This window comes from Mesorhizobium sp. M7A.F.Ca.ET.027.03.2.1, from assembly GCF_003999175.1.
Classification (GTDB): Bacteria; Pseudomonadota; Alphaproteobacteria; order Rhizobiales; family Rhizobiaceae; genus Mesorhizobium.
Map to the genome: position 1 here is coordinate 1 of NZ_RZOM01000070.1, position 11,421 is coordinate 11,421.

The following is an 11,421-nucleotide window of genomic DNA, read 5'->3' on the forward strand; positions in this document are numbered from 1 at the left end:
TGTTCCATGGTTTTGAAGCCCAGCTCGCCACGCCGTTACCATTTTACCGTCAGACGGTTCAATATTTCCTAATCAGACGATTAGAGTTGCAAACGGTTGAGTCCCGGCGCCGGCACGCCCGGGCACTAGAATCGTCTTCTCGGCTGAACGGCGCTTGTCAGTTCGATATTCTCGACCCGGTCCGCCACATCGGCTGACCTCGCGTTTCTCAATTTTCGAGCGCAGTCCGGATCTTTTCGGCATTTTCGGTCAGCACCTCCGGCTTCTCCATTCCTCCCGTGTGCGGCTTCAGCGGGATGCCGTCGAAGCGCGGAATGACATGTACGTGCAGATGATAGACGGTCTGCCCCGATGCCGGCTCATTGAACTGCATGATGGTGACGCCGTCGGCGCCAAAGGCCTTTTTCACCGCCAGCGCCACTTTCTGAACGACGCTTAAGAGATGGCCGAAAATTGACGGGTCGGCGTCGAGCAGATTGCGCGACGGCGCTTTCGGCACCACCAGCGTATGGCCCGGCCCCTGCGGCATCACATCCATGAAGGCGATGACCGCTTCATCCTCATAGACACGGTGCGAAGGAATTTCGCCGCGCAGGATCTTGGCGAAAATGTTGTCGGTGTCGTAGGCGGCCTCGATCATGGCGAACGCTCCAGATTGTGCCTTTCGTGTAGCGAAGCCGCCGAAAATCGGCAAGACGATTGGAAAATCGATCATCGGGCGACGCGGCCGCTACTCCTCGAGATCCTTGCGGAACGGGGTGTGCTCTTCCAGATATTCGCTCATCCGCTCCACCTCGTGGCGTTCGCGCCTGAGGTAGTCGGCCACGGCGTTGCGCAGGCCGGGGTGCGCAATGTAGTGCGCGGAATGCATGGTCACCGGCCGGTAGCCGCGCGCCAGCTTGTGCTCGCCCTGCGCGCCCGCCTCGACCACCTTCAGCTTGCGCTCTATGGCGAAGTCGATCGCCTGATGGTAGCAGACCTCGAAATGCAGGAAGGGATGGTCCTCGATGCAGCCCCAGTTGCGGCCATAGAGTGCGTCCGAGCCGATGAAATTGATGGCGCCGGCAATATAGCGCCCATTGCGCCTGGCCATCACCAGCAGGATGTCGTCGGCCATGCGTTCGCCGATCAGCGAGAAGAATTGACGGTTGAGATAGGGCCGACCCCATTTGCGGCTGCCGGTGTCCATGTAGAAGGCGAAGAAATCGTCCCAGGCCTTCTCCGTGAGGTCCTTGCCGGTCAGCCGATCGATCCAAATGCCTGGGGCAAGCGCTTCACGCCTTTCCTTCTTCATCGCCTTTCGCTTGCGCGAGGCAAGGGTGGCGAGGAAGTCGTCATAGGTCGAAAAACCTTCGTTGAAGAAATGGAATTGCTGGTCGGTGCGGTGCAGGAAGCCTGCCGCTTCCAGCACTTCCACATCGCTCTCTTGCGCGAAGGTGACATGCGCGGAAGAGACGCCGAGTTTTTGCGTCACCGCCTTCAGGCCCGCCGCGAGACCGGCCTTCACTTTGGCGCTGTCCTCGCCTTTGCTGACCAGCAGGCGAGGGCCGGTGACCGGGGAGAACGGCACGGCACTTTGCAGTTTGGGATAGTAACGGCCGCCGGCGCGCTCGAAGGCATCCGACCAGCCATGATCGAACACATATTCGCCCTGGCTGTGCGATTTGAGATAACAGGGCACCACGCCCAGCAATTTGCCTTGCCCGTCCTCCAGCCTGAGGTGATGGCCCTGCCAGCCGGTGCGCCGCACGGCGCATCCAGAATCTTCGAGCGCACTTAGAAAAGAGAAGGAAACCAAAGGATTGTAACTGGTTTCTGAATCTCCGCGCGCGGTTCCGGCAAAGCCGTTCCATTCATCACAGGTGAAGGCGCCAATGCCAGCGGCGACGCGGATCGAATAGTCCGCATTGGCCGTTTGTCCGTCACCCTCGTCGCCCTGATCCATGAGGCTTATTTAAGCTCCGTCCGGCCTGGTACAAGTCACGTTTCAGACACTCAGGCGACTTTGACCAGATCGGGCTCGAACCCCTCGAACGTCATCTGGTCGGCATATCTGAAGGTCAGGTCGACCGCCGGCTGGTCATGCACCGTCCAGGTGATAACAGGCATTTTCAGCCTTTCGCGCACGAAGCTGACGAATGGGTTCGGCAGGTCGCCGGCGGCGTAGGAGGTGAAGGCGATGTCGTGCGCCAGCATGGCGAAATGCGCCTCGATCAGCCCGACGTCCTTGCCGTAGGCGGTGAGACCCCCGGGGATACCCGGCGCGTCTTTCGGAAAATCGCGGACCAGCCAGTGGTCGAACGACATGATCGCCGCTTTGCCCTTGTAGCGCTTGAGCATCTTGCCGACGCTTGCCACCAGGCCTTCGTCATAGCCGGGCGTGCCTTTCAACTCGACCACCAATGGCACGCGGCCGTCGACCAGGTGAAGCGCTTCCTGCAGCGTCGGCACATGGTCCGCCGTGCCACCGACCCTGAGCGCCGCGAGTTCTGCTGCGGTGCGCTGCCAGACGAAACCATCCTGGCCAGTCAGGCGCTTGAGATCTCCGTCATGGATGATGACAGGAACGCGGTCGGACGACAGGTGGACGTCGCATTCGATGGCATAGCCGCGTTCGGCGGCCGCGGCGAAGGCCGACAGCGTGTTTTCCCAGCGCGTCTTGTTCATGTCGTGGAACCCGCGATGGGCGACGGGCCGGGCGGTCAGCCAGGATAGGTCGGTCATATCAGTCCCCTGGCTCATTCGATTTCGAAGACGGCTTCGATTTCCACTGCGGCATTAAGCGGCAGGCAGGCGGTGCCGACGGCGGAGCGTGCATGCTTGCCACGCTCGCCAAGGGCCGCCACCAGGAAATCGGAGGCGCCGTTGGCAACCAGATGCTGCTCGACGAACTCAGGTGTCGAGGCGACGAAAACGGTGATCTTCACCAGACGGCTAATCTTCTCGAGGTCGCCGAGTGCTGCCTTGGCCTGCGCCAGGATGTTGATCGCGCAGTATTTTGCCGCATCCTTGCCACCTGCGGTATCGAGATCGCGACCTAACAGCCCGCTCGCCTGCAGCTTGCCGTCCTTGAGCGGCAATTGCCCGGCGGTGAACAGCAGATTCCCGGTCCGGCAATAGGGCACGTAGTTGGCGGCGGGCGCGGCGGCGACGGGAAGCGTCACACCCAGATCGCCTAGCCGCTTTTCGATTGTTTCACTCATGGTATTTCCCTATTGCTTGGTGACGCCGCGCCGGCCGGGCCGAAATTGCTATTTTTGCCTCGCTTCCGCCACGACTTTTTTTAAGCTGGACCATCTTTCCCTGCGGCCTGCCATCAGTCGCGACGATCGGAGTACCTCATGCGCGCAACGCGCCTCGCATTCCATGCCGTCCTGTTGTCGGGGGTCTTCTCGATAGGCCCTGCCTTCGCAGCGCCGGCGTTGCAAGCCCACCGCGCCGTCTACGATCTTACCTTGAAAAAAGCGTCCGATCAGTCCGGCATCACAGGCATATCCGGCCGCATGGTCTATGAGTTCAATGGCTCGGCCTGCGAAGGCTATACGGTGAAATTCCGCTTCGTCACCCAGATCGTCACCGCCGACAACACCAGGCTGACCGACCAGCAGACGACCACTTTCGAGGACGCCGAAGGCAAGACATTTTCGTTCGTGACAAAATCCTTCGTCGACCAGAATCTCGACAAAGAGGTCAAGGGCATCGCCACCAAAGAGACCAAGGGCCTGAAGGTCGACATCGACAAGCCTGAAAAGAACAGCGTCGAGCTGGCGACAACCCAATTCCCGACCCAGCATCTGGTCGAGCTGATCGGCAAGGCCGAAAAGGGCGAGAATTTTTACGAAACCAACCTGTTCGACGGTTCCGAAGACGCCAACAAGGTGATGACCACCACCGTCGTGGTCGGCAAGAAAACCGATGCCGACAAGGCCGACCCGGAAGCTTCGGCACTGGCAAAGCTCGCCACCGACAAATACTGGCCGGTCGATATCGCCTATTTCGACGACACCAACAAGACGGGCGAAGAGGTGCCGGAATACCGTATCAGCTTCAAGCTGCATGAGAACGGCATCACCCGCGATCTCGTCATGGACTATGGCGACTTCTCGATGACCGGCAAGCTGGTCAACCTGTCGCTGTTCGACCAGACGAAACCCTGTCCCGCCAAATAGTGCCGGGCTAGGCAGTTGATTTACCACGACGCAGCGTGGTCGTAACGATCGACTTGAACGTGCCGCAATCGTCTCTCAACCTCTCCCCGGCGTCCAGGCGCGAGGGGGATCAGCTTGAGCAGGATCGATACATTCGTGGCGCCGCGGCCCAACCCGGCACTGATCAGGGCCATGACATCCGTCAACCGGATCGTCATGCTGCGCGGCATTCCCGGATTTCGGGATATCTTGCCGTTCAATCGCCTGGCCGGTCTGCGCGGCGTCTCAAATGTCCGCCATATCGACTTTCCCCCCGCCGATCTTGAGCGGCTGAAGGCCAGTTGCGGGGCAGGGAAGGCGACCTTCATCACGCCCAATCATCCCGAGTTCTTCACCGACTGGATGATCGACAAGGAAATCGTATCGCAGGTCAGCCCGCTCACGGCCTCATGGGCAACCAATGGTGTCGTCAACGGCCTTGGCCGGCTGATGCAGAAGTTCTGGCTGGCCAACAACCTGATCGCTCAGATTCCCGGCAATAGCGGGGCAGCCAAGGAACACTCCGTCGCTTGGGCCTTGAAGGGCCATGGCGTGCTGCTGCATCCCGAAGGCGGCGTCGGCTGGCATGCCAATGTCGTTGCGCCTTTGCTGCCGGGTGCCGTCGAGATGGGGCTCGAGGCCCTCAAGCGCGGCCGGGCCACGGATCCCGATTTCAAGGTCTGGATCGCGCCAGTCGTCTGGAAGCTCGCCTTCACCGGGAATGTCGAAGCGGCGCTGGCGAAGGAATGCGCTTATGTCGAGAAAAGCCTGAAAATAGAACGCCTTGCGACCGACACGCTGCCGCAGCGCATCCACCATGTCTATTCGGCGCTGCTGGCCCGCGATGAAGCAGCATCGGGCATGCCATCCGACGAAGGCGCAACCTATGCCGAGCGCCAGCAGGCGTTGGTTGCTGAACTCGGCCGCCGACTCGGCGAAAGCATCTCATTCGACGCTGCCATAACCGACACCGCAGAGCTTCTGCGGCGTGCGCGTCGCTGGCAACGCGAAAACACCGACGATACGGAACGGCAAAGCCAGGTCCGCGCGCTCGCCGATAGGGTTCAGAGGCTGCAGCGCGTCGGACCCTGGGCCTGCGCCAATCCGCGCATCACGCAGGAGGAGATCGCCGAACATCTGAAGCGGATCCGCAACGACTATTGTCGAGGCGGGCTGCGCGACACGATAAACCGGTTCATTCCGCAGCCGGCCGGGCCGCGTTGCGCCCACATCCGGGTGCCGGAGGCACTGGGCTTGCATGAGCATGCGGGCTCGATCGACGATGCGGTTGCCGAACTGCACCGTCGCATGCAGGATACAGTCACCAACATTATGGCCGAGCTTGCAGCCAAGGGCAGCTTCATTTTCTATCCGAATCCATTCTATCGTCCCTGACATCCTGACGGGCCACGTGGCCCGCTGTGGTGGAGGATGGAAGGCAAACAGCAAGCTTCATGGCGGTCTATGTCGACGCAGCGATCTGGAACTGGGCCGGCCATCGCTGGTGCCATCTGTTGGCCGACGACACCGACGAGTTGCATCGCTTTGCCGCCCGGCTCGGCCTCAAGCGCTCATCCTACCAGGGGCCGCCCAAGACATCGGCGCCGCATTATGACATAACCGGCTTCGAGCGCGACCGAGCGGTGCGGCTCGGCGCCATCGAATGCAGCCGCGAGGAGATCGTCGCGGTCTTCCGGCGAGTGCGGGTGCCGAATGGGAAGATAAAGCGCTGACGGCAGGGCGCGGATCGTCGCACGCCTCACCACAGATCCCGCGGCGCTTGCGTTTATCGCACATCCCCTCTATATGCGCGCTCATTCCACACACGGACTTTGGTGTCTGCCCGGGAGAAATCCGGCTGAAACCTCCGGTGGCGTTCGAGGACAAAGTCCAAAAATGCCTGTGTCCGTGGAGGCCAACCGGAAAGGAACTTTGAATGGCACTGCCTGATTTCAGCATGCGCCAGCTTTTGGAAGCTGGCATTCACTTCGGCCACCAGACCCACCGCTGGAACCCGAAGATGGCGCCCTACATCTATGGCGCCCGCAACAACATCCACATCATCGACCTGTCGCAGACGGTGCCTTTGCTGCACCAGGCGCTGAAGCAGGTTTCCGACACTGTCGCCAAGGGTGGCCGCGTGCTGTTCGTCGGCACCAAGCGCCAGGCCTCCGACATCGTCGCCGATGCGGCACAGCGTTCGGCTCAGTATTATGTCAACTCGCGTTGGCTCGGCGGCATGCTGACCAACTGGAAGACGACCTCGAATTCGATCCAGCGCCTGCGCAAGCTCGACGAGATGCTGGCCGGCGAGGCGCAAGGGTTGACCAAGAAGGAACGCCTGAACCTCGACCGCGAGCGCGAGAAGCTCGACAAGGCGCTGGGCGGCATCAAGGACATGGGCTCGACGCCCGACCTGATGTTCGTCATCGACACCAACAAGGAAGCGATCGCCATCCTCGAGGCCAAGCGCCTCGGCATCCCGGTCGTCGCCATCATCGATTCGAACTGCGATCCGGACAAGATCGACTTCCCGATCCCCGGCAATGACGACGCGGCCCGCGCCATCCAGCTCTATTGCGATCTGATCGCCAAGGCTGCGATCGACGGCATCGCCCGCCAGCAGGGTGCGCTCGGCGTCGACATCGGCGCTTCGGTCGAAGCTCCGGTCGAACCCGCGCTCGACCCGGCTCCGGCTCCGGCGTCGGAAGCTCCCGAAGCTTGATAATCGAAGGCCGGTTGCGGCCTTCATCTTTCTCATATTCTGGCACGCTAAACAGACGCACCATCGAATACCGATGGTGCGTCGGTGCATTTAAAACAAAGAGGCGACAATGAGCATTTCGGCTGCACAGGTCAAAGAACTCCGCGACTTGACCGGCGCGGGCATGATGGATTGCAAGGCCGCGTTGACCGAGACCAACGGCAACATGGAAGAGGCCGTCGACTGGCTGCGCAAGAAGGGTATCTCCAAGGCCGACAAGAAGGCTGGCCGCACCGCGGCTGAAGGTCTGATCGGCGTCGACAATGGCGTGCGCGAAGCCGCCGTCGTGGAAGTCAATTCCGAGACCGACTTCGTGGCCCGCAACGCCGCGTTTCAGGAAATCGTCGGCAACGTTGCCAAGGTTGCGCTGGCCTATGGCACGACGGAGGCTGTGGCCGCCGCAAAGTATCCAGGTTCCGACAAGTCGGTTGCCGACACCATCAAGGACGCTGTCGGCACCATCGGCGAAAACATGGGCTTCCGCCGCTCGGCCAAGCTCACCGTCCCGCACGGCGCTGTCGCTACCTACGTCCACAACGCGGTTGCCGACGGCCTTGGCAAGCTCGGCGTGCTGGTCGCGATCGAGACCACGGGCAATGAGCATGCAGCCAACGCGTTTGGCCGCCAGGTGGCCATGCATGTTGCCGCCACCAACCCTCTGGCGCTGACCGCAGAGCAGATCGATCCGGCCGCGGTCGAACGCGAGAAGGCGATCTTCTCCGACCAGGCGCGCCAGTCCGGCAAGCCGGAAGCGATCATCGAGAAGATGGTCGAGGGCCGTCTGCGCAAGTTCTACGAGGAAGTCGTGCTCCTGAAGCAGGCCTTCGTGCTCAATCCCGACATCACTGTCGAGAAGGCGCTGAAGGATGCCGAGAAGGACATCGGCGCCCCGGCCAAGATCACCGCCTACCTGCGCTTTGCGCTGGGCGAGGGCATCGAGAAGGAAGAGACCGATTTCGCCGCGGAAGTCGCTGCAGCGGTCAAGAAGTAAGCTGCCAAGCAGCTTTTCGGCTCAGGCAACTCGGCCGGGCGCTCGCGAGGGTGTCCGGCCGATTTCTTGTGTGATGTCGACAAAGGCGCGCAGCTTCGGTGCCATTGCCGCCCGGCGCGGAAAGTAGAGAAACAGGCCTGGTTCCTCGATTGCCGACTGCGGCAACACCTGGACAAGCCGACCAGCGGCCAGGTCGGCGCGCACCAGCGGCTCGAACACATAGGCCAGTCCCATTCCCGACAGCGCCAGGTCGATCGCGGCAAGCGAATCGGTGACGATGGCGGTGCCGCGCGTTTCCACGGCCACGTCCTTGCCGTCCTCCGTCAAATCCCAATGATAGACCGCGCCGGATCGCACCAGACGGTAGCCGATGCAATTGTGGGCGGCGAGATCGGCCAGGCTGTGCGGGCGGCCATGCCGGCCGACATAGGCTGGTGACGCTACGATGATCACCTGGAATGGCGGGGTCATCCGGATCGCGATCATGTCCTGCGCGATCATTTCGCCAAGTCTGATGCCGGCGTCAAAGCCTTCGCTGACGATATCGACCAATCCTTCATTGGCAAAGATTTCCACTGTCACATCCGGATAGCGCTCGGCCATGGCCGTCACCACCGGCGTCACCGCCATCGGGACGGCGAGATGTGAAACATTGATTCTGAGCAGTCCCGCCGGGCGACCCTTGATGCCGCGGATACGCTCCATCCGCTCGGCGATATCCTGCAGCGCGGGCTCGGCCGTCGCGACAAGCGCCTGACCGGCCTCGGTCAGCGATACGCTGCGGGTCGTGCGGGCAAAGAGCGGCTGGCCGATGCGCTCTTCCACAAGGCGTACAGCGTGGCTGACCGCCGAAGGGCTCATGCCGAGTTCGGCAGCGGCAAGCGCAAAGCCGCCTCGCCGCGCTACGGCGACGATAACGGGAAGGTGGCTGAGCAGGTCGCGATCCATTCATGCATAATATTGCATAGTCCATGCGAATAATGCAATCTTTTCGATGCCGGCCTGTTGGCCCACATTGTCGCCAGCAAACCGGCGACGGGCCGATGCGCAAAGGAGAAGAGACATGAATGCATTGAGGTATGCCACCTTCGCGGCGGGTATGGCGCTGGCGCCGGTCGATGCCGGCGGAGCCGAATCGTCCCCTGAAATCACGCTCGCCGATGAGCGCGCCGTCATACGCATCGCCGATGCCATCGACCGCGCGGTCGATGCCCAGGATTGGCGGCTCGCCCGTAGTTACTTCGCCGACCGCGTCACCGTCGACTTCAGCAGCCTGAGTGGGCAGCCTGCGGCCACCATCGCGTCGGACGACCTGATCGGGACCTGGGCCGCCAACCTCAGGGGCAACAAGACCAGCCTGCACCTGCGCACCAACCATCAGGTCGCCATCGACGGCGACGCCGCGACTGTCTCCTCCAACGGCTACGCCTGGAACCGGATGGAAGGCAATGGCGAACCGCTATGGGAAGTCTGGGGCACCTACGAACACCACCTGACCCGTTCGGGAGCCGACTGGAGCGTGGACGGCTTCACATTCCGCATGACGCATGAACGCGGCAACCCGTGGGTCAAGACGACCCCCGGACAGGATCGGCATTGAAGATTGGATCAGGATCGGAGCGACATCATGACCATGCCCTTCTACACCCTTGGCAGCAGCGGGCTTCGTGTCACCCGGCTGGCGCTCGGAACCATGACCTTCGGCACCGAATGGGGCTGGGGCGCCGACAAGGAGACGGCCCGCGCCCTGGTCGATGCCTATGTCGAGGCAGGCGGCAATTTCTTCGATACGGCCGATGCCTATACCGGCGGCACCTCCGAGACCTGGCTTGGCGAGTTCATAGCCGAACGCGGTCTGCGCGACAGAGCGGTGATCAGCACCAAGTTCAGCATGAATCTGGAGCAGGGCAATCCGAATGCCGGCGGCAACGGCCGCAAGAACATCATCCGCGCCGTCGAAGGCTCGCTGAAGCGGCTCGGCACCGATTATATCGACCTCTATGTCCTGCATGCCTGGGACAGGCTGACTTCACCGGAAGAGGTGATGCGGACGCTGGACGATCTGGTACGCGCGGGAAAGATCCGCCATGTCGGTCTCTCCGACGTCCCCGCCTGGTACGCGAGCAGGGCGCAGTCCATCGCCGAGCAGCGCGGCTATGAACCGGTTTCGGCGCTGCAGCTCGAATATTCGTTGGTCGAGCGCAGCATAGAGCATGAATTCGTGCCGTTCGGCACGCGCTATGGCGCCGGCATCATGGTCTGGAGCCCGCTGGCCAGCGGCTTGCTGAGCGGCAAATATCGTTCAGATACAATCAGCAACGCCGGCGGCAGGCTGGAGGCGATGCGCGGTTCGACCAATCCCGGCTTCCAGAAATTCACCGACCGCAACTGGGCAATCGTTGCCGAACTGGAAAAGGTCGCCGGCAAACTTGGCCGCGGCATGGCCCAAATCGCCTTGAACTGGGCGGCAACGCGGCCCGGTGTCGCTTCGGTGATCATCGGTGCGACGAGGCTCGATCAGCTCAGGGACAATCTCGGTGCGCTCGATTTCGAGATTCCCCAAGAGCTCCTGGCAAGGCTCGACGCAGTCAGCCTGCCGGTCACGCCGTTCCCGTACTCGTTCTTCGGTCCGGAAATCCAGGGCGGCCTTACGGGGGGCCAGGCCGTCGGCTGCAAGCCGGCGGGCTATTTCCCTGACCTGCTCATGGCAGGTGCATTTGCCGGCGTGAGTTGACAAAAGGCGAGAGAATTCCGGGTCGGGCGCCGCGTGACATCGCGGCGCCCTTCGTGTATCGGAACGCCATTGTTTCGGTGGCGCGCCTGCGCGAGAGCAGCCACCCGGAACGCGCCACATGCAAATGAAGAGGCCCAGATGACGGTGAAGCCCCTCTACCGACGTGTCTTGCTGAAAGCGTCGGGCGAAGCGTTGATGGGCGAGCAGCATTTCGGCATCGACGTGTCAGTGGTGGATCGCATCGCCGGCGACATCGCCGAGGCGCGTGCATTGGGCATCGAGGTCGGCGTCGTCATCGGCGGTGGCAACATCTTTCGCGGCGTGGCCGTTGCCTCCAAGGGCGGCGACCGTGTCACCGGCGACCACATGGGCATGCTTGCCACGGTGATCAATTCGTTGGCGCTGCGCACGTCATTGAACAAGATCGGCGTCGACGCCGTGGTGCTTTCGGCGATCGCCATGCCCGAACTTTGCGAGAGCTTTTCGCAGCGCCAGGCGACCGCCTACATGAACCAAGGCAAGGTGGTGATCTTTGCCGGCGGCACCGGCAATCCATTCTTCACCACTGATTCGGCCGCAGCTCTTCGCGCCGCTGAAATCGGCGCCGACGCGCTGTTCAAGGGCACTCAGGTCGACGGCGTCTACTCGGCGGACCCGAAGAAAGACCCGAACGCGACGCGTTTCGAGCGCATCAGCCATGGCGAAGTCATAAATCGCGGCCTTTCCATCATGGATACTGCTGCGA

The 11,421-nt window shown here is 61.9% G+C and carries 14 protein-coding genes; 9 read left to right on the forward strand and 5 right to left on the reverse strand.

The window, feature by feature from the left end; all coding sequences use genetic code 11:
* On the forward strand, positions 1 to 197 hold a 197-nt coding region (locus EN750_RS39890; RefSeq protein ID WP_210212726.1), incomplete at its 5' end, for a hypothetical protein.
* 11 nt (positions 198 to 208) lie between these two features.
* Here the strand turns inward: EN750_RS39890 and EN750_RS05370 are convergent.
* The 4 genes from EN750_RS05370 to EN750_RS05385 form a co-directional block, all read right to left on the reverse strand.
* Positions 209 to 637 (reverse strand): HIT family protein, encoded by a 429-nt coding sequence (locus EN750_RS05370; protein ID WP_189367640.1) that lies wholly within the window; start codon positions 635 to 637, stop codon positions 209 to 211.
* Between the two features lie 93 nt (positions 638 to 730).
* Positions 731 to 1,945 carry a GNAT family N-acetyltransferase gene (locus tag EN750_RS05375; RefSeq protein ID WP_127395820.1) on the reverse strand — a complete coding sequence of 405 codons (1,215 nt, stop codon included), beginning with the start codon at positions 1,943 to 1,945 and terminating at the stop codon, positions 731 to 733.
* 50 nt (positions 1,946 to 1,995) lie between these two features.
* Entirely contained in the window at positions 1,996 to 2,724 is a 729-nt protein-coding gene (locus tag EN750_RS05380; RefSeq protein WP_127395821.1) for a glycerophosphodiester phosphodiesterase, read from the reverse strand.
* A gap of 14 nt (positions 2,725 to 2,738) precedes the next feature.
* The gene (locus EN750_RS05385; protein ID WP_127395822.1) at positions 2,739 to 3,203 is read right to left on the reverse strand and encodes a RidA family protein; all 465 of its coding nucleotides are present in this window, start codon (positions 3,201 to 3,203) and stop codon (positions 2,739 to 2,741) included.
* 138 nt (positions 3,204 to 3,341) lie between these two features.
* Between EN750_RS05385 and EN750_RS05390 the strand changes: the two genes are divergently transcribed.
* The 5 genes from EN750_RS05390 to tsf all read left to right on the forward strand — a co-directional run bounded on the left by EN750_RS05390 (position 3,342) and on the right by tsf (position 7,942).
* Positions 3,342 to 4,169, forward strand: coding sequence for a cell envelope integrity EipB family protein (locus EN750_RS05390; RefSeq protein ID WP_127269019.1), 828 nt, complete (start codon positions 3,342 to 3,344; stop codon positions 4,167 to 4,169).
* A gap of 114 nt (positions 4,170 to 4,283) precedes the next feature.
* Positions 4,284 to 5,582: a hypothetical protein gene (locus tag EN750_RS05395; protein WP_127395823.1), complete on the forward strand. Its 1,299-nt coding sequence runs from the start codon at positions 4,284 to 4,286 to the stop codon at positions 5,580 to 5,582.
* Positions 5,583 to 5,641: 59 nt separating this feature from the next.
* Complete coding sequence (locus tag EN750_RS05400; RefSeq protein ID WP_127395824.1) at positions 5,642 to 5,920, forward strand: DUF4031 domain-containing protein; 279 nt, start codon at positions 5,642 to 5,644, stop codon at positions 5,918 to 5,920.
* 203 nt (positions 5,921 to 6,123) lie between these two features.
* Positions 6,124 to 6,912, forward strand: a complete 789-nt coding sequence (gene rpsB, locus EN750_RS05405; RefSeq protein ID WP_127395825.1) for a 30S ribosomal protein S2 — start codon at positions 6,124 to 6,126, stop codon at positions 6,910 to 6,912.
* Between the two features lie 109 nt (positions 6,913 to 7,021).
* Positions 7,022 to 7,942 carry a translation elongation factor Ts gene (gene tsf, locus EN750_RS05410; protein WP_127321483.1) on the forward strand — a complete coding sequence of 307 codons (921 nt, stop codon included), beginning with the start codon at positions 7,022 to 7,024 and terminating at the stop codon, positions 7,940 to 7,942.
* A gap of 21 nt (positions 7,943 to 7,963) precedes the next feature.
* Here the strand turns inward: tsf and EN750_RS05415 are convergent, their stop codons facing one another.
* Positions 7,964 to 8,890, reverse strand: coding sequence for a LysR family transcriptional regulator (locus EN750_RS05415; protein WP_127395826.1), 927 nt, complete (start codon positions 8,888 to 8,890; stop codon positions 7,964 to 7,966).
* A 115-nt stretch (positions 8,891 to 9,005) separates the two neighbouring features.
* On the opposite strand from EN750_RS05415, the gene EN750_RS05420 reads away from it, so the two are divergent.
* From EN750_RS05420 to pyrH, 3 genes are all read left to right on the forward strand, one after another.
* Entirely contained in the window at positions 9,006 to 9,542 is a 537-nt protein-coding gene (locus EN750_RS05420; RefSeq protein ID WP_127395827.1) for a nuclear transport factor 2 family protein, read from the forward strand.
* Positions 9,543 to 9,569: 27 nt separating this feature from the next.
* Positions 9,570 to 10,676 (forward strand): aldo/keto reductase, encoded by a 1,107-nt coding sequence (locus EN750_RS05425; RefSeq protein WP_127395828.1) that lies wholly within the window; start codon positions 9,570 to 9,572, stop codon positions 10,674 to 10,676.
* 138 nt (positions 10,677 to 10,814) lie between these two features.
* Positions 10,815 to 11,421, forward strand: a 607-nt coding sequence (pyrH, locus tag EN750_RS05430) for a UMP kinase (protein ID WP_127395829.1), incomplete at its 3' end; no start/stop codon positions are given.

What these genes read in the sequence shown, in the direction of transcription:
- EN750_RS05390 (WP_127269019.1), top strand. Translation starts at nt 3,342, where the DNA reads ATGCGCGCAACGCGCCTCGCATTCCATGCCGTCCTGTTGTCGGGGGTC.
- EN750_RS05415 (WP_127395826.1), bottom strand. Translation starts at nt 8,890, where the DNA reads ATGGATCGCGACCTGCTCAGCCACCTTCCCGTTATCGTCGCCGTAGCG.
- EN750_RS05375 (WP_127395820.1), bottom strand. Translation starts at nt 1,945, where the DNA reads ATGGATCAGGGCGACGAGGGTGACGGACAAACGGCCAATGCGGACTAT.
- EN750_RS05380 (WP_127395821.1), bottom strand. Translation starts at nt 2,724, where the DNA reads ATGACCGACCTATCCTGGCTGACCGCCCGGCCCGTCGCCCATCGCGGG.
- EN750_RS05385 (WP_127395822.1), bottom strand. Translation starts at nt 3,203, where the DNA reads ATGAGTGAAACAATCGAAAAGCGGCTAGGCGATCTGGGTGTGACGCTT.
- EN750_RS05420 (WP_127395827.1), top strand. Translation starts at nt 9,006, where the DNA reads ATGAATGCATTGAGGTATGCCACCTTCGCGGCGGGTATGGCGCTGGCG.
- rpsB (WP_127395825.1), top strand. Translation starts at nt 6,124, where the DNA reads ATGGCACTGCCTGATTTCAGCATGCGCCAGCTTTTGGAAGCTGGCATT.
- tsf (WP_127321483.1), top strand. Translation starts at nt 7,022, where the DNA reads ATGAGCATTTCGGCTGCACAGGTCAAAGAACTCCGCGACTTGACCGGC.
- EN750_RS05425 (WP_127395828.1), top strand. Translation starts at nt 9,570, where the DNA reads ATGACCATGCCCTTCTACACCCTTGGCAGCAGCGGGCTTCGTGTCACC.
- EN750_RS05400 (WP_127395824.1), top strand. Translation starts at nt 5,642, where the DNA reads ATGGCGGTCTATGTCGACGCAGCGATCTGGAACTGGGCCGGCCATCGC.